The 22952-nt window shown below is 72.4% G+C and carries 21 protein-coding genes and 1 tRNA gene; 7 read left to right on the top strand and 15 right to left on the bottom strand.

Features of this window, described 5'->3' with window-relative positions:
- Nucleotides 1–64: 64 nt before the first annotated feature.
- The 7 genes from pknB to AC0OLQ_RS01410 form a co-directional block, all read right to left on the bottom strand.
- Entirely contained in the window at nucleotides 65–1882 is a 1818-nt protein-coding gene (gene pknB, locus AC0OLQ_RS01440; protein WP_484529882.1) for a Stk1 family PASTA domain-containing Ser/Thr kinase, read from the bottom strand.
- Entirely contained in the window at nucleotides 1879–3225 is a 1347-nt protein-coding gene (locus AC0OLQ_RS01435; RefSeq protein ID WP_484529881.1) for a serine/threonine-protein kinase, read from the bottom strand. Before AC0OLQ_RS01435 ends, pknB begins: the two co-directional genes overlap by 4 nt.
- Nucleotide 3226: 1 nt before the next feature.
- Nucleotides 3227–4729 carry a peptidoglycan D,D-transpeptidase FtsI family protein gene (locus tag AC0OLQ_RS01430; protein ID WP_484529880.1) on the bottom strand — a complete coding sequence of 501 codons (1503 nt, stop codon included), beginning with the start codon at nucleotides 4727–4729 and terminating at the stop codon, nucleotides 3227–3229.
- The gene (locus AC0OLQ_RS01425) at nucleotides 4726–6162 is read right to left on the bottom strand and encodes an FtsW/RodA/SpoVE family cell cycle protein (RefSeq protein ID WP_484532524.1); all 1437 of its coding nucleotides are present in this window, start codon (nucleotides 6160–6162) and stop codon (nucleotides 4726–4728) included. Before AC0OLQ_RS01425 ends, AC0OLQ_RS01430 begins: the two co-directional genes overlap by 4 nt.
- Nucleotides 6163–6247: 85 nt before the next feature.
- Nucleotides 6248–7693 carry a PP2C family protein-serine/threonine phosphatase gene (locus AC0OLQ_RS01420; protein WP_484529879.1) on the bottom strand — a complete coding sequence of 482 codons (1446 nt, stop codon included), beginning with the start codon at nucleotides 7691–7693 and terminating at the stop codon, nucleotides 6248–6250.
- Nucleotides 7690–8175 carry an FHA domain-containing protein FhaB/FipA gene (locus AC0OLQ_RS01415; RefSeq protein ID WP_357331981.1) on the bottom strand — a complete coding sequence of 162 codons (486 nt, stop codon included), beginning with the start codon at nucleotides 8173–8175 and terminating at the stop codon, nucleotides 7690–7692. Before AC0OLQ_RS01415 ends, AC0OLQ_RS01420 begins: the two co-directional genes overlap by 4 nt.
- Before the next feature lie 6 nt (nucleotides 8176–8181).
- Nucleotides 8182–8967, bottom strand: a complete 786-nt coding sequence (locus AC0OLQ_RS01410; protein ID WP_357332861.1) for an FHA domain-containing protein — start codon at nucleotides 8965–8967, stop codon at nucleotides 8182–8184.
- Nucleotides 8968–9176: 209 nt separating this feature from the next.
- Between AC0OLQ_RS01410 and AC0OLQ_RS01405 the strand changes: the two genes are divergently transcribed.
- The 3 genes from AC0OLQ_RS01405 to AC0OLQ_RS01395 all read left to right on the top strand — a co-directional run bounded on the left by AC0OLQ_RS01405 (nucleotide 9177) and on the right by AC0OLQ_RS01395 (nucleotide 11244).
- Nucleotides 9177–9262: transfer RNA gene (locus AC0OLQ_RS01405), tRNA-Leu, on the top strand.
- A 63-nt stretch (nucleotides 9263–9325) separates the two neighbouring features.
- Nucleotides 9326–10441 carry an NAD-dependent epimerase/dehydratase family protein gene (locus AC0OLQ_RS01400; protein WP_484529878.1) on the top strand — a complete coding sequence of 372 codons (1116 nt, stop codon included), beginning with the start codon at nucleotides 9326–9328 and terminating at the stop codon, nucleotides 10439–10441.
- Nucleotides 10438–11244 carry a WecB/TagA/CpsF family glycosyltransferase gene (locus AC0OLQ_RS01395; RefSeq protein ID WP_357331978.1) on the top strand — a complete coding sequence of 269 codons (807 nt, stop codon included), beginning with the start codon at nucleotides 10438–10440 and terminating at the stop codon, nucleotides 11242–11244. The genes AC0OLQ_RS01400 and AC0OLQ_RS01395 overlap by 4 nt, the downstream gene beginning before the upstream one ends.
- Nucleotides 11245–11308: 64 nt before the next feature.
- Here the strand turns inward: AC0OLQ_RS01395 and AC0OLQ_RS01390 are convergent, their stop codons facing one another.
- The gene (locus tag AC0OLQ_RS01390; protein WP_484529877.1) at nucleotides 11309–13318 is read right to left on the bottom strand and encodes a S8 family peptidase; all 2010 of its coding nucleotides are present in this window, start codon (nucleotides 13316–13318) and stop codon (nucleotides 11309–11311) included.
- Nucleotides 13319–13538: 220 nt separating this feature from the next.
- On the opposite strand from AC0OLQ_RS01390, the gene AC0OLQ_RS01385 reads away from it, so the two are divergent.
- The gene (locus tag AC0OLQ_RS01385; protein WP_484529876.1) at nucleotides 13539–14141 is read left to right on the top strand and encodes a hypothetical protein; all 603 of its coding nucleotides are present in this window, start codon (nucleotides 13539–13541) and stop codon (nucleotides 14139–14141) included.
- Here the strand turns inward: AC0OLQ_RS01385 and AC0OLQ_RS01380 are convergent.
- The 3 genes from AC0OLQ_RS01380 to AC0OLQ_RS01370 form a co-directional block, all read right to left on the bottom strand.
- Complete coding sequence (locus AC0OLQ_RS01380; protein ID WP_484529875.1) at nucleotides 14109–14510, bottom strand: hypothetical protein; 402 nt, start codon at nucleotides 14508–14510, stop codon at nucleotides 14109–14111. The genes AC0OLQ_RS01385 and AC0OLQ_RS01380 overlap by 33 nt on opposite strands.
- 154 nt (nucleotides 14511–14664) lie before the next feature.
- Nucleotides 14665–14886, bottom strand: coding sequence for a DUF397 domain-containing protein (locus tag AC0OLQ_RS01375; protein WP_357331970.1), 222 nt, complete (start codon nucleotides 14884–14886; stop codon nucleotides 14665–14667).
- Nucleotides 14856–15737, bottom strand: coding sequence for a helix-turn-helix domain-containing protein (locus AC0OLQ_RS01370; protein ID WP_484529874.1), 882 nt, complete (start codon nucleotides 15735–15737; stop codon nucleotides 14856–14858). The genes AC0OLQ_RS01375 and AC0OLQ_RS01370 overlap by 31 nt, the downstream gene beginning before the upstream one ends.
- A 629-nt stretch (nucleotides 15738–16366) precedes the next feature.
- Between AC0OLQ_RS01370 and AC0OLQ_RS01365 the strand changes: the two genes are divergently transcribed.
- Complete coding sequence (locus tag AC0OLQ_RS01365; protein ID WP_357331966.1) at nucleotides 16367–16654, top strand: hypothetical protein; 288 nt, start codon at nucleotides 16367–16369, stop codon at nucleotides 16652–16654.
- A 99-nt stretch (nucleotides 16655–16753) separates the two neighbouring features.
- A complete protein-coding gene (locus tag AC0OLQ_RS01360; protein ID WP_484529873.1) occupies nucleotides 16754–17197 on the top strand; it encodes a hypothetical protein in 444 nt (147 codons plus the stop codon).
- Nucleotides 17198–17200: 3 nt separating this feature from the next.
- Here AC0OLQ_RS01360 and AC0OLQ_RS01355 read toward each other — a convergent pair whose 3' ends face one another.
- Together AC0OLQ_RS01355 and AC0OLQ_RS01350 are read right to left on the bottom strand one after the other, a co-directional pair.
- Nucleotides 17201–18013, bottom strand: a complete 813-nt coding sequence (locus AC0OLQ_RS01355; protein WP_484529872.1) for a PASTA domain-containing protein — start codon at nucleotides 18011–18013, stop codon at nucleotides 17201–17203.
- A 101-nt stretch (nucleotides 18014–18114) separates the two neighbouring features.
- Nucleotides 18115–18804: a PASTA domain-containing protein gene (locus AC0OLQ_RS01350; RefSeq protein ID WP_484529871.1), complete on the bottom strand. Its 690-nt coding sequence runs from the start codon at nucleotides 18802–18804 to the stop codon at nucleotides 18115–18117.
- A gap of 115 nt (nucleotides 18805–18919) precedes the next feature.
- Between AC0OLQ_RS01350 and AC0OLQ_RS01345 the strand changes: the two genes are divergently transcribed.
- Complete coding sequence (locus AC0OLQ_RS01345; protein ID WP_484529870.1) at nucleotides 18920–20491, top strand: hypothetical protein; 1572 nt, start codon at nucleotides 18920–18922, stop codon at nucleotides 20489–20491.
- Between the two features lie 57 nt (nucleotides 20492–20548).
- Here AC0OLQ_RS01345 and AC0OLQ_RS01340 read toward each other — a convergent pair whose 3' ends face one another.
- Together AC0OLQ_RS01340 and AC0OLQ_RS01335 are read right to left on the bottom strand one after the other, a co-directional pair.
- Nucleotides 20549–22027: a glutamate-cysteine ligase family protein gene (locus AC0OLQ_RS01340; RefSeq protein WP_484529869.1), complete on the bottom strand. Its 1479-nt coding sequence runs from the start codon at nucleotides 22025–22027 to the stop codon at nucleotides 20549–20551.
- Nucleotides 22028–22280: 253 nt separating this feature from the next.
- Complete coding sequence (locus tag AC0OLQ_RS01335) at nucleotides 22281–22862, bottom strand: YceI family protein (RefSeq protein ID WP_357331956.1); 582 nt, start codon at nucleotides 22860–22862, stop codon at nucleotides 22281–22283.
- Between the last annotated feature and the right edge of the window lie 90 nt (nucleotides 22863–22952).

The following is a 22952-nucleotide window of genomic DNA, read 5'->3' as shown; positions in this document are numbered from 1 at the left end:
TACGCGAAGTGGCGGCGTCCGGGTCGACCGGACACCGGCACTTCGCCTGTCTGAAGCTGTTCGGTCAGGGCTGGTCGAACCGGCCGGGCGGCGAGGTCGGGAACGGCAGGCCACCCCCGGTGCCGGGAGAGGTCGGCGTCGTGCTCGGCGTCGGGCTGCCCGGGCTGGCGCTGTCGGTCGGCTCCGGCAGGGGAATGTCGACGTAGATCGTCACCCGCTCATTACGAGCCAGCTTCGTGTTGCCCTTGGGAGTCTGCCGGCTCACCTTGCCGACCTTGTCGGGCGTCACCTCGTCGCCGTCCAGCGTCCGCACCTTGTAGCCGGAGTTCTCCAGCAGCCTTGTCGCCTCTTCCTTGGAGAGGCCGAGGACGTTCGGCACCTCGTTCACGTTGCCCCGGGACACCTCCACCTTGACCGTGGAGTTCTCGAGGACCTTGCTGCCTGACTTGGGGTCGACCTGGGTGACGGTGCCCTTCTGGGCGCTGCCGTCCACCTCCTTGACGTCGACCTTGAGGCCCAGGTTCTCCAGCTGTGCCTGGACGTTCTCGAGCGTGGAGTTGACCAGGCCGGGCGGGATGGTGACCTGCTTCGGGCCGCCACAGATCTGGACCGTGACCGCGCTGTTCTTCTCCACCCGCTGGCCGGACGGCGGGTTCTGGCCGACCACGGTGCCCTTGTCGCAGGTGCTGTTCTGCACGGGCTCGCCCGCCGTGAACCGCAGCCCGGCCTGGGTGAGCGCGGCCTGCGCGTCTGCCTGGGTCTGGCCCTGCAGCTGCGGCACGGAGACCTTCTCGACGCCGGTCTGGTTGAGCCAAAGGGCGGTGGCGAGGGCGATGACCGCGAGCACGCCGAGCGCGGCGAAGGTGGCGATCACCCAGGCCGAACTCTTCCGCTTGCGCGCGTCGCCGACCCGGGCCGGCGGCTGCTGGCGGGTCTGCGGGCCCATCACCTGGGTCTGCTGGTAGCCGCCGCCGGCCGCGGCCGGCCCCATCGGCATGGTCTCCTCGGCCGGCATGACCGGGGTGGCCAGCACCGGCCGACCGGCGGCGGCGCGGAGCAGGTCCGCCCGCATCTCGCCGGCGCTCTGGTAACGGTTCAGCGGGTTCTTCGACAGCGCCTTGAGGACGATGGCGTCGACGGCGGGGTTCACGTCCGGGTTGATGGTGCTCGGCGTGGGCGGCTGCTCCCGTACGTGCTGGTAGGCGACGCTGACCGGGCTGTCCCCGACGAACGGCGGGTGCCCGCAGAGCAGCTCGAACAGCACGCAGCCGGCCGCGTAGACGTCGGAGCGGGCGTCGACCGCCTCGCCGCGCGCCTGCTCCGGGGAGAGGTACTGCGCGGTGCCGATGACCGCGCTGGTCTGTGTCATCGTGGTGGCGCCGCTGGCCAGCGCCCGGGCGATACCGAAGTCCATCACCTTGACCTGGCCGGTCTGGGTGAGCATCACGTTGCCGGGCTTGATGTCCCGGTGGATGATCCCGTGCCGGTGACTGAACTCCAGCGCCGCGCACATGTCGGCGCAGATCTCCAGCGCCCGGCGCGGCTGGAGCCGGCCCTCGGCGCCGAGCACCTCCTTGAGGGTCCGCCCGTTGACGAACTCCATCACGATGAACGGCAACGTCTCGCCGGTCGGGGCGGTCTCCTCGCCGGTGTCGTAGACCGCGACGATGGCCGGGTGGTTCAGCGAGGCAGCGTTTTGCGCCTCACGGCGGAACCGCATCTGGAAGGTCGCGTCCCGGGCCAGGTCGGTCCGGAGCATCTTGATCGCGACATCCCGACCGAGCCGGAGATCGCGACCACGGTGCACCTCCGCCATGCCGCCGTAGCCGAGCAGCTCGCCGACCTGGTACCTGCCACCGAGCAGGCGGGCCTGCGCTGTCATCGCGTCTCTCGTCCTTCGCTCGTCGTCGTCTCGCCGCCAGCCGGCTGGAGCCGTACCCCACGACGGTACGACGTGGGAAGCGGATAGTCGCCCCCGTGGTCCCGCACCGCGCCGGAGGTCACGCTCACCGGAGCAAGCGCGCCGGGGTCACCGGCCGCTGCGTTGTTCCGGATCTGGTAGGAAATCACCCCGGAACAGACAAGGACCAGCACGGCCAACACGATGGCCAGCAGCCACCGCCCGGCGTGGGACCGGCGCGGGGTGGGCGCGACCGGCGGCCGGGCGTACCCGAGGGGGTTGTGCTGCCGGGGCGGCGGGACGGCCGCCGCGCCGCGCGGCGCCACCGGCGGGCGTGGCTGCGGGGCCGGCGCCACCGCGGTCGGGCGCGGCGCGACCGGCGGGCGGGCCGGCACCGCGGGTGGGCGGGGCTGCGGTCGCGTGGCCGTCGGGACCTGCGCCCGCGCGGCGGGCGCCGCCGGCGAGGCGGGTACGCCGGAGATCGGGTGGCCGCCCCGCGCCTGCTGCGACAGGGCGAGCTTGGCCTGCCGGGCGACGCTGGCCAGGGCGGCGGCGCTGGGCCACCGGGCCGCCGGGTCCTTCGCCAGGGCCCGCTCGACGATGGTCCGGACCTGCGGCGGGATGTCGGCCGGGAGCGGCCGGGGTGCCTCGCGCACGTGCTTCATGGCGATCTCGAGCGGGTTGTCCCCCTCGAACGGCCGCCGGCCGGCCAGGCACTGGTAAGCGACCACGCCGAGCGCGTAGACGTCCGAGGCGGGCGTGGCGACCGCGCCGGTGGCCTGCTCGGGCGAGATGTACGACGCGGTGCCGAGCACCGAGCCGGCGGCGGTGAGCTGGCCGACCAGGTCGGAGCGGGCGATGCCGAAGTCGGTGAGCACCAGCGTGCCGTTCGGCCGGACCAGCAGGTTGCCGGGCTTCACGTCGCGGTGCACGATGCCCTTCTCGTGCGCGGCGTGCAGCGCGTCGGCGGCCTGGGCGAGCAGGGCCATCGTCCGGGCCGGGGTGAGCCGGCCGACCCGGCTGAGCGTCGAGGAGAGCGCGTCGCCCTCCACGTACTCCATGATCAGGAAGGCGATCTGCTGGTCGCTGCCGAAGTCGTAGACGTCGACCACGCCCGGGTGGTTGATGGTGGCCATGGTGCGCGCCTCGCCGCGGAAACGCTCGGCGAAGCCCGGCTCGTCGAGCAGGGCGGGGAGCAGGCTCTTGACCGCGACCGTCCGGCCCAGCACCTGGTCGGTGCCACGCCACACGTCACCCATGCCGCCGCTGGCGATCCGCTCGTCGAGGCGGTAGCGGTTGCCGAGCTGCACCCCCGGGCTGAGCATCTCAGCGGCCTTCCGCGATGGCCGCCGCCATGATCCGGCCGCCGATCCGGGCCGCCTCGGCGCTGCCGCCGCTGCCCGCCTGCTCCAGTTCCACACACACCGCCGAGACCGGGGTGCCGTTCTTGTCCAGCGCGAAGCCGATGAACCAGCCGTGGTCGGGGGTGCCCGGGCCGGACTGGGCGGTGCCGGTCTTGCCCCCGACGGTGTAGCCGCTGATGGCGGCCTTCTTGCCGGTGCCGTCCTTCACCACGTTGACCATCATGTCCCGCAGGTCGCCGGCGACCTGGCCGCTGATCGGCCGGCGCAGCTCGCGCGGCTTGGCGGCGTCGTAGACGGTGGTGCGGTCCGGCCCGAGCAGCTGCTTGACCAGGTACGGCCGCATCTGGCTGCCGTCGTTGGCGACCGAGGCGGCGATCAGCGCGCCCTGGAGCGGGGTCATCCGCACGTTGTTCTGGCCGATCGAGGACTGGGCCAGCGCGGCCGGGTCGGTGCTGCCGTCCGGGTTCTGCATGTCCCCGGTGCGGCTGGCCGCCACCGGCAGGCCGCCCTTCTCGCCGGACTCGCCGACGGTGAGGTCCTCCTGCTCGAAGCCGAACTGACGGGCCTTCTCCTTGATCTTGTCCGCGCCGAGCCGGACGCCGAGCTGGGCGAAGCCGGTGTTGCAGGACTCGGTCACCGCCGTCCGCAGGGTGACCTGGGCCTGCGGGCAGATCGACGGCGCGGCGTTGCGGATCGGCGAGCCGGACGTGGGCGGGGTGTAGCTCGATCCGGCCGGGATCTCGGTCTGCTGGGTGACGCCGTTCTCCAGCGCCGCCGCGGCCACCACGATCTTGAAGGTGGAGCCGGGCGGCAGGGTCTCGGCGAGCGCCCGGTTGGCCAGCGGGCGGTCCTTGTCCTTGTCGAGCTTGTTGTATTCGGCGGTCGCCTCGGTGGTGTCGTGACTGGCCAGCGGGTTCGGGTTGAAGCTCGGCATGGAGACCAGCGCCTGCACCGCACCCGTGCGCGGGTCGATCGCGATGGCCGCGCCCCGGGTCGCCCCGACCTGGTTGTCGTTGAGCTGCTTGTACGCCGTCTCCTGGGCCCGCTTGGAGAGGGTCAGCAGCACGTTGCCGCCACCGGTCTGGTCACCGGTGAACATGTCCTTGATCCGGTTGGCGATAAGCTGATCGCTGGTGCCGGCGAGGAAGTCGTTCTCCAGCCGCTCGATGCCGGTGTCGCTCAGGTTGACCGGCTTGTAGCCGAGCACGTGCGCGTACATCGCCCCGCCGGGGTAGGTGCGCTGGAACTTCAGCTCGTCGTCGGTCTCCTTGCTGAGCGCGACCGCGGTGCCGCCGACCTCGATGTTGCCGCGCTTGCGCTCGTACTCGGCGACCTGGACCCGGCCGTTGTAGTCGCTGTTGCGGTATTCGTCCGCCTTGTAGGCCTGGATCCAGTTCAGGTTGGCGAAGAGCAGCCCGAACAGGATCATGACGACCACGCCGACGCGGCGCAGGGGTGCGTTCACGGCCGGATCACCTCCGTGGGGGCACCGTGCAACTGCTCGGGCGGCCCACCCGACGGCCGGGCCGCCGGGCCGCCACCTCCGGTCACCGGCCGGCGGGCGCCGTCGGAGACCCGGAGCAGCACCGCGATCAGCAGCCAGTTGGCCATCAGCGAGGAACCGCCGGCCGAGAGGAACGGGGTGGTCTGACCGGTCAGCGGGATGAGCTTGCTGATCCCGCCGACGATGACGAAGACCTGCAGGCCCAGGGTGAAGGCCAGGCCGCCGGCGAGCAGCTTGCCGAACGAGTCCCGGACCGCCAGCGCGGCGCGCAGCCCCCGCTCGACGATCAGCAGGTAGATCACCAGCAGCGCGGAGAGGCCGAAGAGGCCGATCTCCTCACCGATGCCGGCGAAGATGAAGTCGGTCTGCACCTCGGGCAGCAGGGTGGGCTGGCCGCCACCCGGGCCGGCCCCGAACAGGCCGCCCGTGCCGAGCGTGAGCAGGCCCTGGACGAGCTGGTAGCCCCGGTCGTACGGCTCGGCGAACGGGTCCAGCCAGATCTGCGCCCGGTCGTAGAAGTTGGCGAACGGGCCACCCACCGTGCTGCCCAGCACGTACGCCAGGTAGGCGCCGCCGAAGAACAGGATCAGGCCGATGAGCAGCCAGCTCACGCGCTCGGTGGCGATGTAGAGCGTCACCACGAACATGCCGAAGTAGAGCAGCGACGTGCCCAGGTCCTTCTCGAAGACCAGGACCAGGAGGCTGATCAGCCAGACCACGAGGACCGGGCCGAGGTCCCGGCCGCGCGGGAAGTCGACCCCGAGCACCCGGCGGCTGGCCAGCGAGAGCACCTCGCGCTTGCGGACCAGGTAGTAGGCGAAGAAGGCGAGCAGGGCGAGCTTGGCGAACTCACCCGGCTGGATCTGCCCCAGCCCGGGCACGATGATCCAGAGCTTCGCCCCGTTGATCTCGGAGAACCGCGCCGGCAGCACCGCCGGGATCATCACCAGCACGATGCCGGCCAACCCCAGGGTGTACGCGTAGCGCGACAGCGAGCGGTGGTCCCGCATGATCACCAGCAGCACGGCGGCGAGCACCACCGCGCCCAGCGTCCAGGCGAGCTGCTGCCCGCCGGTGCCGGCGAAGGTGGCCAGGGACTCCCGCTGCTCCGGGGCGGCCTTGGCCAGGTCGTAGCGGCGCAGGAAGCCCACGCCGATGCCGTTGAGCAGGGCGACCGCCGGCAGCAGCGCCGGGTCGGCGAACGGCGCCAGCCACCGGATCACGAGGTGCAAACCCAGGAAGACCAGCCCCAGCGCGGCGGCCGGGATCCAGAAGTCCGGGGTGACCTTGTCCAGCACGTTCGCCTCGACCGTCGCCGCGTACGCCGCCACCAGGACCATGGCGAGCAGGAGCAGGGACAGTTCGGCGTTGCGCCGGGACCGGGCCAGGCGCACGCCGGACTGCTCGCCCGTCGAGGCGGGCGAGGCTGCCGGTGCGGCGGCTGCGGTCACGGATGCGTCCTCGGGGTCGAGCCGGCGCTCACTCCGGCGACCGGCAGCCGGCCGGGTCGACCGGCGGAACGGTGTCGGAGGGGACGGCGTCGGGCGTGGTGGTCGGCGTCGGGGTCGGGGGCGACCCCGCGGCGGCCGTGGCCGTGGCCGTGCCCGGCGGGACGGCGCTGCCGCTGACCGGTGGGGCCAGCGGGCTGCCGGTCGCCGACGGGGTCGGGCTGGCCGGCCCGACCGTCGGACTGGGCGGGCAGAGCGGCTTCAGGTTCGGGTTGGCCGGGTCGTCGCTGGTCAGCTCGGCCAGCCGGCGCTCGGCGTCCGGCTCGCTCTTGGCCTGGATGCCCTGCTTGACCTGCTCCTGAGCGGCCAGGGTGAGGTCGTCGAGCTCGGCCTCGCTGGTCACGTGCACGCTGGACAGGTCGAGCCCGGCGACCTGACCCGGAACCCCGCGGAACACCGCGAGCTGCCCGTCGTCGGTGGCGCCGACGTAGTACTGCCGCTGGGTGTAGCTCCACCCGCCGAAGAGGCCGCCGCCGAGGATGACCAGCAGCGCCAGCAGCATCGCCGCGGTACGCAGCGGATGGCCGCCGCGCCGCTCGGACTCGTCGTCGCGGGTGTCCACCGGCTCCTCGGGCGCGGACGCACGGGGAGCGGCGAGCGCCGACGCGCGGGCCGCCGGCGTGGAGACGTCGGCCGAGGTGGCCATCCCGCGATCCCGGGCGGCAGCGCCGCCGACGATCGGGGACGCCTCGACGATGTCCTGGTCGGTGGCGTCGGCGATGATCACCGTGATGTTGTCCGGGCCGCCGCCGCGCAGGGCGAGCTGGACCAGGCGTTCCACGCACTGCTGCGGGTCGGTGTATTCGCGCATGGTGTCGGCGATGGTGTCCGCGCTGACCACGCCGGACAGACCGTCCGAGCAGATCAGGTAACGGTCACCGGGGAGCACCTGCCGGACGCTGTACTCCGGGTCGATGTCCCGGCCGTCGAGCGCGCGGGTGAGCAGCGAGCGCTGGGGGTGGCTGCTCGCCTCCTCCGCGCTGATGCGGCCCTCGTCGACGAGCATCTGGACGTACGTGTCGTCCTTGGTGATCTGGGCGAACTCACCGTTGCGCAGGAGATACGCCCGCGAGTCACCGATGTGGACCATGCCGAGCTTGCTGCCCGAGAAGAGGGTCGCGGTGAGCGTGGTGCCCATCCCCTCCAGCTGCGGGTTGGCGTCCACGGTGTCGCGGAGTTGTTGGTTGGCGGTGCCGACGGCGGAACGCAACGCGTCGACGAGGGCGTCCCCTGGGACGTCCTCGTCGAGCGGCGCCATGGCACCGATGACGATGTTGCTGGCGACGTCACCGGCGGCCATGCCGCCCATGCCGTCGGCAACGGCGAGCAGCCGCGGCCCGGCGTAGACGGAATCTTGATTACCGTCTCGGATCAGACCGCGGTCGCTGTGGGCCGCATAGCGCAGGGTCAGAGTCATGGCCGTAATTCGAGGGAAGTGCGGCCGATCCGGATCGGCACGCCGAGGGGGACGGGGGTTGGTCCGGTGACCTTAGCGCGATCCAGGTAGGTGCCGTTAGTCGATCCGAGGTCCTCGACGAACCACTGCCCGTCGCGCGGCACGAGCCGGGCGTGCCGCGCCGAGGCGTAGTCGTCGGTGATCACCAGCGTGGAGTCCTCGGCCCGACCGATGGTGATCTGGGCCTCGCCGAGGGTGATCCGGGTGCCGGCCAGTTGGCCGGCGGTGACCACCAGTTGGTGTGCCGCCCTGCCCCGCTTCACCTTCGCCGGCCTCGCCGCCTGCCCGGTCGAGGCCCCGACCGCGCGTGGCGCGGCCACCAGGCGACCCGACCGGGCTCCCGCGAAGAGGTCCCGGCGGATGACCCCGACCACCGTGAACACGAAGATCCACAGCAGGATGAGGAACCCGAACCGGGCGACGGTGATGACGAGTTCCGGCAACGCGGGTCAGCCGTCCACGCGGAAGGTCAGGGTGGTCGTGCCCAGCTGGATCATGTCGCCCGGGTTCAGGGCGACCGCGGAGACGCGCTGGCCGTTGACCATCGTGCCGTTGGTGGAGCCGAGGTCGGTCAGCACGACCTGGCCGCCGTCGAAGTCCAGCCGGGCGTGGCGCCGGGAGATGCCGACGTCGGGCAGGCGCAGGTTGGCCTGGTCGCCGCGGCCGATCACGGTCGAGCCCATCTGGAGCGGGTAGGTGCGGCCGTCGCCCGAGACCAGGCGGACGTTGCGGCCACCCTGCCCCGGCGGCGGGCCGTAGCCGCCGCCCTGGTCGTACGCGGGGTAGGCGGGACCGGCGTCGTAGCCACCGGGCGCGGAGACCGGGGCGACGTCGCCGCCGGTGTAGACCTCCGCGGTGACCCGGAACATGCCGGTGTCCAGCCCCTCACCACGCTCGACCTCGACGATCACGTCGCCGTAGACCGTCCACGCCTGCTCGCCGATGAACTCCGCCTGCGACTGGGCCAGTTCCTGGGCCAGCGCGGCGGCGTACGGCGCCAGCCGACTGTGGTCGTACGGCGAGAGATCGATCACGTAGCGGTTGGGCACCAACGTGCGCCCACCGGCCAGGATCGCCTTGTGCGCCTCGGCCTCCCGCTGCATGGCGTTGAGGATCTCCACGGGGTGGACCACCCCTTTGAAGACCTTGGCGAAGGCCCCCTCGACCAGGCCTTCCAGACGCTTCTCGAAGCGTTGCAGCACGCTCACCGGCTCCTCCTCGGGTCCCGAGGCAATGATGGTATCCGGACACCGCCTCCGCAGCTCACACGCCGCTCGGCCAGCTGCCGGCGGCCCGTTCGTGACCAGCCCAGCGGTCGTGCTAAAGTTTCGTCCGCCACGAACGGTGATCGCTCGTGGCGATGACCGGTCACAGCGTAATATGTCCCGGCACCCGCCGCAGGCGGCGGGAGCGGGATGAGATACGGTGTTGCAGGTCAAGCCACGGGGAAGTGGCGGAATGGCAGACGCGCACGGTTCAGGTCCGTGTGCCCGAAAGGGCGTGGGGGTTCAACTCCCCCCTTCCCCACCATCACGAGGGCTCCGCAATCCGCGGGGCCCTCGCGTCATATCGGGGCGTGCCGGACATCACGCTATGCTCCGATGGTTCCCTGCCCCGATGGACCAGGAGTGGCGTGTGAGTGTCGCGTTGGTGACCGGTTCGGGCGGTCTGATCGGCTCCGAGGCGGCCCGGCACTTCGCCGGCCTCGGTCTCGACGTGGTCGGCATCGACAACGACATGCGGCGGTACTTCTTCGGCGAGGACGGCTCGACCGCCTGGAGCCTGGACAGCCTCGCCGCCGAGCTGGGCCGCGCCTACACCCACCACGCCGTGGACATCCGGGACCGGGACGGCCTGGAGCAGGTCTTCAAGAAGTACGGCTCGGACATCGCCGTGGTGATCCACAGCGCGGCCCAGCCGAGCCACGACTGGGCCGCCAAGGAGCCGTACACCGACTTCGACGTCAACGCCGGCGGCACCCTCAACGTGCTGGAGAACACCCGCCGGCACGCCATCGACGCGGCCTTCATCCACTGCTCGACCAACAAGGTCTACGGCGACCGCCCGAACACCCTGCCGCTGATCGAGCTGGAGACCCGCTACGAGCTGCCCGAGGGCCACCACTGGTACGACGGCATCACCGAGGACATGTCGATCGACGAGTCGCTGCACTCGATCTTCGGCGCCTCGAAGGTGGCCTCCGACGTGATGGTCCAGGAGTACGGCCGGTACTTCGACATGAAGACCGCCTGCTTCCGGGGCGGCACGCTGACCGGTCCGGCGCACTCCGCCGCCGAGCTGCACGGCTTCCTGGCGTACCTGATGCGCTGCGTGATGGAGGGCCGCACCTACAACCTCTTCGGCTACAAGGGGAAGATGGTCCGGGACGCGATTCACTCGCGCGACGTGCTCACCGCGTTCGAGGCGTTCTTCCGCGAGCCGCGCTCCGCGCAGGTCTACAACCTCGGCGGGGGCCGGCACTCGAACACCTCGCACATCGAGGCGTTCCGGATCGCCGAGGACATCACCGGCCGGGTGGCGAAGATCAACTATGTCGAGCAGGCCCGCACCGGCGACCACCAGTGGTACGTCAGCAGCATGGCCCGGTTCGAGGAGCACTACCCGAACTGGAAGATCACCTACGACGTGCCCATGATCCTCCGCGAGATCTACGAGGCGAACGTCGACAAGTGGGTGCCGAAGGCATGACCACCGGCACCAAGCGGAACGTGCTCGGCGTACTCGTCGACGCGACCGACTACGCCCGGGCGACCGAGGCGGTGGTGGCGGCGGCGCACGACCGCCGCCCGCTGGCCCTCACGGCGCTGGCCGTGCACGGGGTGATGACCGGGGTGCTCGACCCGGCGCACAACGCCCGCCTCAACTCCTTCGACGTGGTCACCCCCGACGGGCAGCCGGTGCGCTGGGCGCTCAACCTGCTGCACGGCGCCGGCCTCACCGACCGGGTCTACGGGCCGGAGCTCACCCTCCGGGTGCTCGCCCGCTTCGCCGACGAGGGGCTGCCGGTCTATCTCTACGGCTCCACCGAGGAGACGCTGTCCCGCCTGGTCCCGGCCCTGGAGCGGAAGTTCCCGGCGCTGAAGATCGCCGGTGTCGAGCCGTCCAAGTTCCGGTCCCTCCAGCCGGGCGAGGACGCCGAGATCGCCGACCGGATCAAGGCCAGCGGTGCCCGGCTCGTGCTGGTCGGCCTGGGCTGCCCCCGGCAGGAGATCTTCACGTACGCCATGCGGCCGCTGCTGGACATGCCGCAGATGGCCGTCGGCGCGGCGTTCGACTACCACGCCGGGCTCCTGCGCAACCCGCCGCCGTGGATGCAGCGGGCCGGGCTGGAGTGGCTCTGGCGGCTCGGCCTGGAGCCGAAGCGGCTCTGGCGCCGCTACGTCATCCTCAACCCGGCCTACCTGGCCCGCCTAGCCGCACAGAAGACCGGCCTGTGGAAGGCCACCCCGCCGCCCCCGGCGACCGAGCGCCCCGCCACCTTCGACGTCTGACCCCGTCACGACGTCCGGCGGCCACCCCGAAGGGGACCGCCGGACGCCGGTGGGAGAGGTTGGCTCAGGAGACGTTCACCGCCGTGTCGTCGATGACGAACGACGTCTGGAGGCTGACGTCCTCCACGCCGGTGAACTTGATCTGCACGGTCTGGCCGGCGTACGCGCCCAGGTTGAACGAGCGCTGGGCGTAGCCGGTGTTCCGGTTCAGGTTCGAGTACGTGGCGAGCGTGGCCAGCACCGTCCCGGACGAGTTGAGCACCTGCACCCGCAGCGTGTCGTACGCCGTGCCGGTGGTGGTCTCGGCCGTGTCGATGTGCAGCCAGAAGCTCAGGCTGTACGAGGTGCAACCGGCCGGCAGGTTCACCGACTGGGCCAGCGTGTCGGTGTGCGAGCTGCCGTAGCCGTCGAGCCAGGCGTTCCAGGTGCCGGAGCGGGGCGGCTGGCCGGACGAGCCGTGCTGGCCGATCACCCCGGAGGTGGCGGTCCACCCGGCGCTGCCGGACTCGAAGCCCGGGTTGGCGAGCTTCTGGCCGGCCCCGGTGCAGCCGCCCGAGCCGGTGACGGTGAGCGAGTACGTCGCCGTCTTCGTGCCCGACGCCGCGGTGCCGCTGATCGTCACCGCGTAGGTGCCGGCCGGTGTGCCGGCCGACGTGGTGATGGTGAGGGTGGACGAGCCGCCGGAGGTCACCGTGGCCGGGTTGAACGAGGCGGTGGCGCCGCTCGGCAGGCCGCTCGCGGAGAGGCTGACGGACTGCGCGGAGCCGTTGGTGGTGGCGGTGGCCACGGTGGCGGTCACCGAGCCGCCCGGCGCGGTCGAGCCGGAGGTGGGCGACACCGAGACCGAGAAGTCGTTGGTCGGCGGCGGGGTGGTGCCGTTGACCACGTAGAGCAGCCGGTTCGGCGTGCCGGTGCCCACGTTGGTCACCACGTTCGGGGTGGCGTTGTTGACCAGGCTGTCCCGCACCTGCTGCGGGGTCCACGACGGGTTCGCCGACAGCACGAGCGCCGCGGCGCCCGCGACGTGCGGCGACGCCATCGAGGTGCCGCTGATCGTGTTGGTCGCGGTGTTGCCCGTGTACCAGGCCGAGGTGATGTTGACGCCCGGCGCCAGGATGTCGACGCAGGTGCCGTAGTTGGAGAAGCTCGCGGCGGCGTCGTTGTTCTGCGTCGCGCCGACGGTGATCGCCGACGCGACCCGGGCCGGCGAGTAGTTGCAGGCGTTCTGGCGGTTGCCCAGGATGTCGCCGTTGCCGGCCGCCACGGCGAACGTGATGCCGGAGTTGATGGAGTTGGTCACCGCGGTGTCGATCGAACTGTTGGCGGAGCCGCCGAGGCTCATGTTCGCCACCGCCGGCTTCACCGCGTTCGCGGTCACCCAGTCGATGCCGGACACCACCTGGGCGTTGGTGCCGCTGCCCTGGCAGTTGAGCACCCGGACGCCGACGATCTGGACGCCCTTGGCCACCCCGTACGAGGAGCCGCCCACCGTGCCCGCGACGTGCGTGCCGTGGCCGTTGCAGTCGTCGGCGGAGCCGCCGTCCACCGCGTCGAAGCCGGAGACGGCCCGGCCGCCGAAGTCGTTGTGCCCGAACAGCACGCCGGTGTCGATGATGTAGGCGCGCACGTTGCTCGCCGTTGTCGGGTAGGTGTAGGAGCTGTTCAGCGGCAGGTTCCGCTGGTCGATCCGGTCCAGGCCCCAGGACGGCGGGTTCGTCTGGGTGCCGGCGATGGAGACCGTGTGGTTCTGTTCCACGTACGCGACGGCGGGGTCGGCCGCGATCCGCGCGGCGGCCTTCGCGCCGACGGTGAGTTCGAAGCCGCGCAGCGCGGCGCGCCACGTGCGGGCGACCGTGCCGCCGTGCCGGGCGGTGAGCCGCTGCGCGGTCTCGGTGACCCGGCTGGGCGCGACGGCGTTGTCCTTCAACACCACGATGTAGCTGTCGGCCACCGCGGTGGGACCACCGGCGGCGCGGATCGCGCCGGTGGGTTCGGCGGCCGCGGCGGGTGACGCGACCGCGAGCATGGTCAGGGCGGCCACTCCGACGAGTACGGACCTGTGTGGGAGACCCATCTCCCTACCTCCCTCCGACCGGCACAGGACCGTCCGCCCGGTGAGGCACAGGCGAATCGACACTGACCGATCGTTAAGAGGCTAGGTCAACTGTCAGAACACTGTGAACATGTCGGATCCGCCATAACGTCGAAAGGATGACCCCTACGGGAGGGCGTACGGGAGGAACCGGGGTGCCCTCCCGGATTCGGGGAACGTCGATCCGGACCAGTCTGGGGTCATGGACGAGCATCTCACCGTGCTGCTCCCCGTCGCCGCCGTCTGGCTGGCCGCCGGTGTGGTGGCGGACAGCCTGCCCCGGTTGGACCGCGCCCGCGCGCTGCGCCGGCGTACCGGATGGTTGTCCGCGCTGGTGCTGACCGGCCTGGCGCTGACCGCGGCCGTCCTGGCGGTGGGCCTGCAGAGCGCCGGCACGACGGTGCTCGACCGGGCCGCCGCCGGGCTCACCCTCGCGGCGGCCCCGGCGCTGGTCGTGGCGGTCTGCACGGTACGCCGGGTCCGGTGGCTGCGGGCCGGCGCGGGTGCGTTCGCCACCGCGCCGGACACCCCGGCGCCGCCGGGGCTGCGGGCCGCCGCGGCGCACCCGCTGATCGGGCTGCCGCTCCAGGTGACCGCGCTGGCGGTGCTCGGCGGAGTGCTCCCGGCCGCGGGGGTCGATCTGTTCGCGCGACCGGCGGTCACCGGGCCCGCGATCACCGTCGCGGTGCTCGCCGTGATCGCGATCGGGGTACGCCATGCCCTGCGACACAACCGGCTCGCCGAGCGGGCGCTGCCACCGGCCGCCACGCTGTCAGCGCGTGCGGCCCGCCCCCTGCACGTATAGCAGTTCGAGGATCGCCCGGGTCGCCTCGAACCAGCGGTCCAGCCAGCCCGGCGGGGGCACGCTGCCCTTCGGCGGCAGCTCCATCAGCAGCCCGCGCAGCAGCGGATGGTCCACCAGGGACTCCTGCTGCTCCATCGGCCAGCCGGTCGGCGGGAAGGACGGCTCGGTGAGCGGGTTCGGGTCGAGCGACGGCAGGGAGAGCGGCGGGCCGGTCTGTTCCGGGGCGGGCGTGTCCCGGCCGCCGATCTCGCCCTCACCGGAGCCCACCTCGGTGAGGACGCTGTCCCGGCGCGCCCCGCGGTACTTGCCACCGAACCGCTCGGGCTTTCCCGGGCCGTTGGTCAGATTCTCTGAACCGATCGTCGTCATCCGTCTCGCCTGCCTCGCTCGGTTGCCGATCTGTGCGGTTCAACGACGCGGGACGGAACTGGCGACGGGTGGCCGGAGCCGGCCGGGGCGCGACGAAATGGTCCCGCCCGGCGACGCTGCCGGGCGGGACCACGCTCTGGGGGGCGTCGCCGGATCACTTCCCGGGGAACGCACCGTCCCTGGCGCCGGCGACGAAGGCGTGCCAGTCACCCGGGGCGAAGATCAGGGCCGGGCCCGTCTTGTCCTTCGAGTCCCGGACGCCGACCGCCCCGGTCACGTACGCGACCTCCACGCAGTTGTCACAGTTCGGCCCGCTCTTCGAGCTCTTGAACCATGTCGCCTGCGTCAGGTCCACGGGGAACTCCTTGGTCGCCATTTCCACAACGGCTCCTCTGCCAGTTTTGCGATGTGTGCGATGGATTCCTCCGGGCGAATGGCCGCTGCTCGAATGTGATCGAAGATGAAGCTGTACTTCTGTAGCTCGTCGCTCTTCTCGAGGAAGAGCCCACCCGTGGCGTTCTCCGCGTACACGACATCGGGATCACTCGGTTCGGGGAAGCTGAGGATCGTGAAGGTCCCGTCCATGCCGGCGTGCGCACCCACCTCGAAGGGCAGGACCTGCAACGTCACGTTCGGCAGTTCGGCCACCTCCACCAGCCGTTTGAGCTGGCCACGCATCACCGCGTCGCCGCCAACCGGCCGGCTCAGCACCGCCTCATCGAGCACCACCCACAGATCGACCGGATCGTCCTGGGTCAACAACGACTGACGGCCCAGTCGGACACGCACCCGCTGTTCGACCTGTTCAGAGGTGAAGTCCGGCCGAGCGGCCCGGATCATCGCCCCCGCGTACTCCTCGGTCTCCAACAGGCCCGGCACGACCTGTTGTTCGTACGCCCGGATCGAGCTGGCCGCCGCCTCCAGTCCCACGTACGCCCCGACCAGCACCGTGCTGTACGGATGCCACCAGCCCTTCTGCCGGGCCTCGCGGGCGATCTGCACCAGCTCGTCGCTCTCGGCGCCGACCACCCCGTAGATGCGGAGCATGTCCCGCACGTCCCGCGGCGTCGCGGTGGTGTGGCCGGTCTCGATCCGGGAGATCTTGGACGCCGAACACTCCAGGTGCTCGGCGACCGTCTCGATGGTGATGCCGGCAGCTTCCCGCTGCCGGCGGAGTTCCGCCCCCAGGCGTCGACGCCGGATGGTCGGGCTGCGCCGCTCGCTCACGAAGCCACCCCCGGGGTCGATGGACGGGCAATCCCACTCCTCGCACGCACCCGGCTACCTCCGGTCGGTCGCGCCCGGTTTCACACCCGCCGGGGGCGCGACCGGCGTACGGCGGGCGAGCGTTCGCGGCAACGGGTGGTGCCGGTCGTCGACCGGCCGCGACGGGCGAAACCGGCGTCCAGTGTGCCGCCCCGGGACCTGAGGCTTCAAGCGTCCCGTTCACGTGTCCTGCTCGCGTATCGGCAAAAGTCGACGTGCAACTTGCATGAAGCACGTCGCTGATGCACTCTGTCGGTATGGCACGGGTTACTCACCGTCTTCGCATGATCTCCGGGCGTGGTCGCACCACGGGCCGCGGGACGGCAGGAGGGGAGCCGTCCCGCGCCGCGCGACCTGCCCCGGGATGAAGACCCCGCCGCTGCACGCCAGCTTGGCTGTGGCGGCGGGAGCGGTAACCGGGAGCAGCCGGGTGATGGTCGGGTGGCGGTCCGCCACCGCGGGTACGGCCCGACCAGCACCGACCCACTGATCAGCCGGTCCACGAGGCAGATCCCCCGTCACCGGACCGAACCGTCCCCCCGAACAGCCCTCGCCGGCCCGCCCGCCGGCCGATCCTCCCAGGAGCCCATGTGCTTCCCCGCTCCGGTGACGTACTGCACGTGACACGCGCGGCGAGTGTCCAGTTCCTCCGACCGATCATGTTCCGGGTGATCCGGGTGCTCGACTGGCCGACCTACGACGGTTGGCTCTGGCTCGACGGCTACGAGTTGAACGCGGCGGGGGACGCGGTCAACCGGCGGTCGATCTTCGTACAGCAGGACGGGTTGCGGCAGCTCCAGGCCGCGCCGGCCCCGCGTCCGCACACCGTCCGGACGGCCCGCCGTCCGGTGACCCGGACCCCGGTCCGGGTCGGCTGACCTCACGAATCCCGGTCGGGGGGCGTGCCACCGCCATAGAATTGGTACGCCCACCCCGGCAAACGCTCCACCCCGCGCGCTCCAGACCCTGAACCTGGGATGGTCATGGTCAATCTGCCCGCCGCGCGGCGGCACCACCGCTCCCGTATCCGCTACGCCCTCGGGCTCCTCGCGTTCCTCGGCGCCGCGACCGCACTCGCGCTCATGGTCCGCCACCCCGCCTTCTCCGCGACCCAGGAGTTGACCGAGCCCGTCCCGGCTCCGGAGATCACCGTGGCCGGAGAGGGCAACCGGGCGGCCACCGACCCGGCGGAGGACGAGCCTGACTGGGTCGACCCACCGGTGGCCGATGCGCCGGGCGACGACCTCGGCACCCCGTCGATCCCGGCCCAGGCCGGCGCCGGGGCCGGGGACGCCGCCCTGGCCGAGCCCCCGTCGGCCGCCACCGACCTCAGCCGGTCGCTGTTCTACTCGGGACTGCTCGGCCTCGCCATCTCGCTGGCCGGGCTGGGCCTGGTCGGCACCCGACGCCGCCAGTGGTGACGGTCAGGGCGTGGCGGTGGCCGTGGGCGGAGGCGTCGTGGTGGCGGCGGCCGTCGTCGGCTCCTCCGCGGGCTCGGCCACCACGACGGTGACCCGGTCCCCCTCGGCGACCGGCTCGCCGGCTGCCGGGTTCGTGTCGATCACGGTACCGGGCGGTTGGTCCGACGCCCGGCGCCGCACCCGGTAGTCCACACCCAGCCGGTCGAGGGCCGCGCGGGCGGCGGACTCGGGCAGCCCCACCAGCGGCGGCATCGGCACCTCGGCGGCCGCCGTGGTGGTCGGCGGGCTGCTCGGCGGCGAACTGCTCGGCGCGGCGCTGGTCTGCGGGGCGGTGCTCGGCACGGCCGAGGGCGACAGGCCCGGCTCGGCGCCGCGATCCGCCGCGCGGAGAGCCAGCCAGACACCCAGGCCGATCAACGCGATCAGCAGCAGCGCGAGCAGGCCCAGCAGGATCGGCATCCACCAGCGGCGACTCGCCTGCTCCTCGGTGTACCACTCGGTGGCGGGCTCCGGGTAACCGGCCGGCCGCGGTGGCGGCACTCCCGCACGGCCGGACCAGGGGGGACCGACCGGCTCCTGGCGGGTGGTGGCGTCGACCGGCCGTCGCGCTCCGGCACCGTCCCCGCGGGGAAGCGGGCGCGTCGCGTCGCCGGCCGGTTCCCGCGGCATCGCCCTGGTCGCTTCGACGTCCTCGGCGCCGGCCGGTTCCGGCGGTATCGCGCGAGTGGCGTCCGGGTCGGCGCCGCTCCGGTCGGGGGGCAGCGCCCTGGTCGCGTCCGGGTCTCCGGCGGGTGGCTCCTGACGATCGTCGCTCATCGCACGTCCTCTCCCCACCGGGACCGGGCGGCCTGGCCCTCGATCGTCCACGGTAGTGGTCCGTCCGGCCACCGGCGGGCATCAGCGCGCCGGGCCGCCGGTCACTGGGCGGGGAGCAGGCTGGCGGTCGGTGCCGTGGTGGGCTCGTCGCCGCAGGTGAGAGCGACCGGGTCGTTCCACCGGACCGAACTGCCGGGGACCGGGTCCTGCGCGGTGACCGGACCCTGGCGACCGGTGCGGTAGCGGGGGTACAGGCCCGCCGCCACCAGGTCGTCCGCCGCGTCGGCGCAGCTCTGGGCGAGCAGGTCGGGCACGGAGACGGCGGGCGGCGGCCCGGCGACCCAGAGGGTGACCGTGACGCCGCGCTTCACCGGCGTACCGGGGGCGGGCGAGGTTCGCTCGACGGTACGGCCGGAGCCGCTGCCGAACACCAGCCGCCAGCCGAGCCGCCGGTCCCGCAGTTCCCGCCGGGCCTGCTCGAAGTCGGTGCCCACCAGCGGCGGCACGGTCAGACCGGCGGGAGTGGTGGTGCGCGTACCGGTCGGCCGGGCGGCGGCGGTGCTCGGCGGCGCGGCAGTGGGCGCGGTGGCGGCCACGGAGGGTGTGGTGGGGGCCGCGGCGGGCGGTGGGGTGGGCCCATCCGACTCCCCGGCCAGGACCCAGCCGCCGCTCGCCCCGATGACCGCCAGCAGGACCGCCGCCAGGCCGCCACCGAGGAGCAGCCTCGTCCGGTCCGGCGCCGGTTCGTCGCGTACCCCGGGCTGCCGGTCCGGGTAACCCTCGTCCGTCATCGCGTCCCCCGCCTCAATCACCGGCGACCGTATCCGGCGCCACCAAGCCGGCCGCGGCCGGTCCGGCCTTCGTCACCCCTCGCCGCGCCGACCCTGGGACGCTACGCTGCCCGGCATGGCCAGACGGGGCTGGGGAGGATCGACCGCCGCCGCACTCGGTGTCGCCGCGGGTACGGGCGCCGCGCAGCTCGGCTTCGGCTACGGGCTCGGCATCATCAACTGGGCGCCGGCCGGCGCCGCCCGGGTCGAGGCCGCCTGGGTGGCCAGCCTCGCCTGGGCCACCTGGATCTCCGCGACCTCGGTGATCGCCGGCGCGGTCTGCGCCCAACGACTGCGCCGCGCGAACGACGACGAGCCGGCGGGCAGCCTGCCCCGGCTCGGCCTCGCGCTCGCCGCCGGGGTCGGCGCGTTGATCACCGTGCTGCTGGTGGCCGTGCCGGCGCGGGCGGCCCGGGTGCCGGACACGTCCTCGCCGCAGGCCGTGGCCGCCGCGTACGCCGCCGCCGGGCTGGTGCTCGGCGGGCTGCTGGCGACCTGGGCACTGCACACCCGGGCCGCGGCCACCAACCTCATCGCCACCACCGGCTGGCTCTGGCTGCTCGCCGTGGTCTCGGTGATCGACGGGGTGCTCTCCGGCCGTGGCCTGACCACCGCCCAGCTCGGCATCTGGCAGATCAGCGCGGACAGCGGCCGGTTCTGGATCCGTGACTACTTCTACTGGCCCGGCGCGCTGCTCTCGCTCGGGTCCGCCCTGGTGATCGGGATCCTGGCCGCCCGGCGGGCGGTCCGCTCGCCCGAGCGACGGGTCGGGGCGGCGGCCTCCGGGGCGGCCGGTCCCCTGCTGGTCGCGCTGGCGTACCTGCTGGCCGTGCCGAGGCTGGCCGGGATCGCCGCCGAGCAGGTGTCGGCCCACCTGATCGCCCCGTACGCGGTGATCGCCGGGATCGGCGGCTCGGTCCTGGTCGCCGCGCTGGCCCAGCGGGCCGACCGCCGCGCCACCGAGCACGCCGACGTGCGGCTGCCCCGCCAGCGCACCGGGGAGCCGGACCAGCTCAACAGCGACGGGCCGGACCAGCCCACCGGCCCCGAGGTGAGCCTGCCCCGCCAGCGCACCGGGGAGCGGGGCCAGGTCCACAGCGACGGGCCGGACCCACTCACGGCGCCGACCGCCGGACCCGCGGACGTGGTCGGCCCGGTGCCGGCGACGGAGCGGCCGGGCCGCCGGTTCCTGGGCCGGCGGGCCTCGGGTGCCGCGCCGGGCGCCGAGCGCGCGACCGGCGAGGCCGGACCGGCCCCGGCCACGTCGGTCGACCCGCTCGGCGAGCAGGTGACGTCCGCGGGCACGGTCCGCGAGTCGGCGACGGCAGGGCGGACCGTTGGCAGCGCTGCGCCGCTCGGCGCGGCGGCCGATGCCACGAGCGTCGCGGTGGACCCGAGCACCGCACCGGAGGGCGCCGCCGCCGGCCGACGTGGCCGGGCTGTGCCACCGCAGCGGAGGCCGCAGTCGAGTTCGCCGGTCGGCGGTACGGCACGGACCGGCGGCGAACCGGTCCTGCCGGGCCCGGCCAGTGACGAGCCGGGATCGGCGGCGGTGGAGGGGGCGGTCGGGAGCGAGCCGGTCGCCGCACCGGAGAGCGGTGCGAACGCGCCGACCACCGGACCGAAGGCCCGCCGCCGCAACCGCTGAGGCCGACGGCTCGCGGCTCGCGGCCCGCGGCTCGCCGCTCGCCGCTCGCGGCGAGGGTCAGTCGACCGGCCAGGTGTGCACCGGCTCGTTGCCGCGTTGCAGCTCGGCGTAGCGCTGGACCAGGTGGTGCAGCGCGGCCTTCCGGTCCATGCCCCGGTGCCGCTCGGCCGCCCACACCGTCTCGGTCTGCCAGACGGCGCCGTTGCGGCCGGTGCGGCAGCGCTCCTCGATCACCCCGAGGAGGCGGTCCCGCTCGGCCGGGGCGACGCCGAACCGGTCCAGCCCTTCGGCGGCGGTGGGCAGCAGCGTGTCGAGGACGAGCGTGGTGACCGGCACGTCGCCGAGCCGGGGCCAGTGCAGCACGGCGTCGATGCCGCGTCGGGCGGCGGCGTGGAAGTTCTCCTCGGCCGAGCTGAAGGTGAGCTGGCTCCAGATGGGCCGGTCCGCCTCGGCGAGGCCGCGGGCGAGTCCGAAGTAGAAGGCGGCGTTGGCGAGCATGTCCACCACGGTGGGCCCCGCCGGCAGCACACGGTTCTCCACCCGCAGGTGCGGACGGCCGTCCATGATGTCGTAGACCGGGCGGTTCCAGCGGTAGACGGTCCCGTTGTGCAGCCGCAGCTCGCCGAGCTGGGGCACTCCGCCGGCGTGCAGGATCTCGACCGGGTCCTCGTCCTCGCAGATCGGCAGCAGCGGCGGGAAGTAGCGGACGTTCTCCTCGAACAGGTCGAAGATCGAGGTGATCCAGCGCTCGCCGAACCACACCCGGGGGCGTACGCCCTGTGCCTTCAGCTCGTCCGGGCGGGTGTCGGTGGCCTGCTCGAACAGGGCGATCCGGGTCTCCGCCCAGAGCTGCCGGCCGTAGAGGAACGGCGAGTTGGCGCCGATCGCCACCTGCACCCCGGCGATGGCCTGGGAGGCGTTCCAGTAGTCGGCGAAGCTGTCCGGCGCGACCTGGAGGTGGAACTGGAGGCTGGTGCAGGCGGCTTCCGGCGCGATCGAGTCGGTGTGCGTACGCAGCCGCTCGACGCCGCGGATGTCCAGCTCGATGTCCTCGCCCCGGGCCCCGACGATCTGGTCGTTGAGCACCCGGTAGCGCTCGTTGGTGGAGAGGTTGTCGGCGACCAGGTGCCGTTCGGTGAGGGTGGGCAGGATGCCGACCATCACGATCTTGGCGTCGGACTTGGCGGCCCGCTCGTCGGCGCGGCTCAGGCTGCTGCGCAGGTCCTGCGCGTAGTCGGCGAAGCCCTTCCCCTCGATCAGCCGGGGCGAGGCGTTCAGCTCCAGGTTGAACTGCCCCAGCTCGGTCTGGAAGAGCGGGTCGGCGATGTCGGCCAGGATCTGGTCGTTGCGCATGGCCGGCTCGGCGGCGGCGTCGACCAGGTTGAGTTCGATCTCCAGCCCGGTCATCGGCCGGTCGGCGTCGAAGCCGAAGTCGTCCAGCATCAGCGCGAAGACGTCCAGACACCGCCGGACCTTCTCCCGGTAGCGGACCCGGTCCTCGCGGGAGAAGGCGCCCTGCTCGACGTCTCTGCCCATCTGTCCTCCCGGCGCCGGCGCCACGGAACCGTACCGTTCCGCAACGCATTGTGAACCATTCACGTTGAGTGCGTAAGTGCGCCCGGGCCGCCGGATCGGAGGTCGGGCGCAGGTCTGCACTCCTACCCAGCCGCCGTCCGCCGCACCACGGTCAACCTGAGAACAAGACGTGACAATTCGCACCCATCGGCGTACGACGAACGGGCCCGCGCCGTCGGGTGACGGCGCGGGCCCGTGGGGTCGTACGCGGGGATCAGGCCTGGCGGACGGCCTCGCCCTCGATCTCGATCTTGATCTTCTTGCCGACCAGGACGCCACCGGTCTCCAGGGCGACGTTCCAGGTCAGGCCGAAGTCCTCCCGGTCGATCTCGGTCGACGCGTTGAAGCCGAAGATGTCCTGGCCGAAGGGGCTGCGGCCGACGCCCTCGAACTCGACATCCAGGTCGACCGGACGGGTCACGCCCTTGATGGTGAGCTCACCGGAGAGGACGAACTCGTTGCCGTCGCGGGACTTCACCCCGGTGCTGCGGAACTCCAGGGTGGGGAACTGCTCGGCGTCGAGGAACTCCGGGCTGCGCACGTGCGCGTCGCGGTCGGCCTGAGCGGTGTTGATGCTGGCCGCCTGGATGGTGGCGGTCACCGAGGACTGCGTCGGGTCCTCGGCCACGGTGATGGTGGCGGACGCCTCGGCGAACTCGCCGCGTACCTTGCTGACCATCATGTGCCGGGCGACGAACCCGACGCGCTTGTGAGCCGCGTCCAGCAGGTAGGTGCCGGCGGTCGGGATGGTGAGGCCGTCCCAGTCGCGGGTAACCGCTTCGGTGCTGCTGGTCATGGTGCTGTCCTCCAGGGGAGATTGTTTAGTAGCCCAACGACTGACTGAGCAACTATAGGCATAGCAATATTCCCTGTGTCAAGGACTGCT

The sequence above is a fragment of the Micromonospora sp. Utrum1 genome (genome assembly GCF_057197805.1).
The sequence above is the reverse complement of the archived record's forward strand: the minus strand, read 5'-3'. Positions and strand labels throughout refer to the sequence as shown.

What these genes read in the sequence shown, in the direction of transcription:
- AC0OLQ_RS01355 (WP_484529872.1), bottom strand. Translation starts at nt 18,013, where the DNA reads ATGAGCGACGATCGTCAGGAGCCACCCGCCGGAGACCCGGACGCGACC.
- AC0OLQ_RS01340 (WP_484529869.1), bottom strand. Translation starts at nt 22,027, where the DNA reads ATGGGCAGAGACGTCGAGCAGGGCGCCTTCTCCCGCGAGGACCGGGTC.
- AC0OLQ_RS01400 (WP_484529878.1), top strand. Translation starts at nt 9,326, where the DNA reads ATGCTCCGATGGTTCCCTGCCCCGATGGACCAGGAGTGGCGTGTGAGT.
- AC0OLQ_RS01360 (WP_484529873.1), top strand. Translation starts at nt 16,754, where the DNA reads ATGGTCATGGTCAATCTGCCCGCCGCGCGGCGGCACCACCGCTCCCGT.
- pknB (WP_484529882.1), bottom strand. Translation starts at nt 1,882, where the DNA reads ATGACAGCGCAGGCCCGCCTGCTCGGTGGCAGGTACCAGGTCGGCGAG.
- AC0OLQ_RS01335 (WP_357331956.1), bottom strand. Translation starts at nt 22,862, where the DNA reads ATGACCAGCAGCACCGAAGCGGTTACCCGCGACTGGGACGGCCTCACC.
- AC0OLQ_RS01390 (WP_484529877.1), bottom strand. Translation starts at nt 13,318, where the DNA reads ATGGGTCTCCCACACAGGTCCGTACTCGTCGGAGTGGCCGCCCTGACC.
- AC0OLQ_RS01420 (WP_484529879.1), bottom strand. Translation starts at nt 7,693, where the DNA reads ATGACTCTGACCCTGCGCTATGCGGCCCACAGCGACCGCGGTCTGATC.
- AC0OLQ_RS01375 (WP_357331970.1), bottom strand. Translation starts at nt 14,886, where the DNA reads ATGGCGACCAAGGAGTTCCCCGTGGACCTGACGCAGGCGACATGGTTC.
- AC0OLQ_RS01345 (WP_484529870.1), top strand. Translation starts at nt 18,920, where the DNA reads ATGGCCAGACGGGGCTGGGGAGGATCGACCGCCGCCGCACTCGGTGTC.
- AC0OLQ_RS01385 (WP_484529876.1), top strand. Translation starts at nt 13,539, where the DNA reads ATGGACGAGCATCTCACCGTGCTGCTCCCCGTCGCCGCCGTCTGGCTG.
- AC0OLQ_RS01435 (WP_484529881.1), bottom strand. Translation starts at nt 3,225, where the DNA reads ATGCTCAGCCCGGGGGTGCAGCTCGGCAACCGCTACCGCCTCGACGAG.
- AC0OLQ_RS01395 (WP_357331978.1), top strand. Translation starts at nt 10,438, where the DNA reads ATGACCACCGGCACCAAGCGGAACGTGCTCGGCGTACTCGTCGACGCG.
- AC0OLQ_RS01350 (WP_484529871.1), bottom strand. Translation starts at nt 18,804, where the DNA reads ATGACGGACGAGGGTTACCCGGACCGGCAGCCCGGGGTACGCGACGAA.
- AC0OLQ_RS01380 (WP_484529875.1), bottom strand. Translation starts at nt 14,510, where the DNA reads ATGACGACGATCGGTTCAGAGAATCTGACCAACGGCCCGGGAAAGCCC.